General features: G+C 43.0%; 1 protein-coding gene. It reads right to left on the minus strand.

All coding sequences use genetic code 11. The annotated features are described in order from the left end of the window. On the minus strand, positions 1–259 hold a 259-nt coding region (locus ACKTR5_RS11755), incomplete at its 3' end, for an IS3 family transposase (RefSeq protein WP_407881697.1). Positions 260–409: the final 150 nt, after the last annotated feature.

Consider the following 409-nt stretch of genomic DNA (forward strand, 5'->3'; position numbering starts at 1 on the left):
TGCCCACCTGTCCTTGAGAGGAATTATATTTACGCGTTTTACGGTTGTAGGCTGTCGATAGACAGGCCATCTGATGCATCAAACGTAAGACGTGCTTATGATTTACGTTGAACCCTTGTTGATGCAATTCAGCCGTTACACGGCGATAACCGTAATGTTTATTACCGCGTTTAGCTTCGTCAATCGCCTGAATTAACTGCGCATCGGCAGTTGTGTTCGTGCCGGTTTGTCTAGCGTAATAGTAAGTGCTCCGTGACAAGTGAACTACCCGGAGAACGAGTGCTAAAGAAACTCAAAAAATTTGCCTTAGTTCTGTGATGATTTGTGCGATTTTTCTCGAGCTTCTTCTTCCCGATCTAAGGCATCTAGTTTTTTTAGGTAGGCATTCTCAATTCTTAACATCAAATTC

The sequence above is a fragment of the Furfurilactobacillus entadae genome (genome assembly GCF_045862745.1).
GTDB lineage: Bacteria > Bacillota > Bacilli > Lactobacillales > Lactobacillaceae > Furfurilactobacillus > Furfurilactobacillus entadae.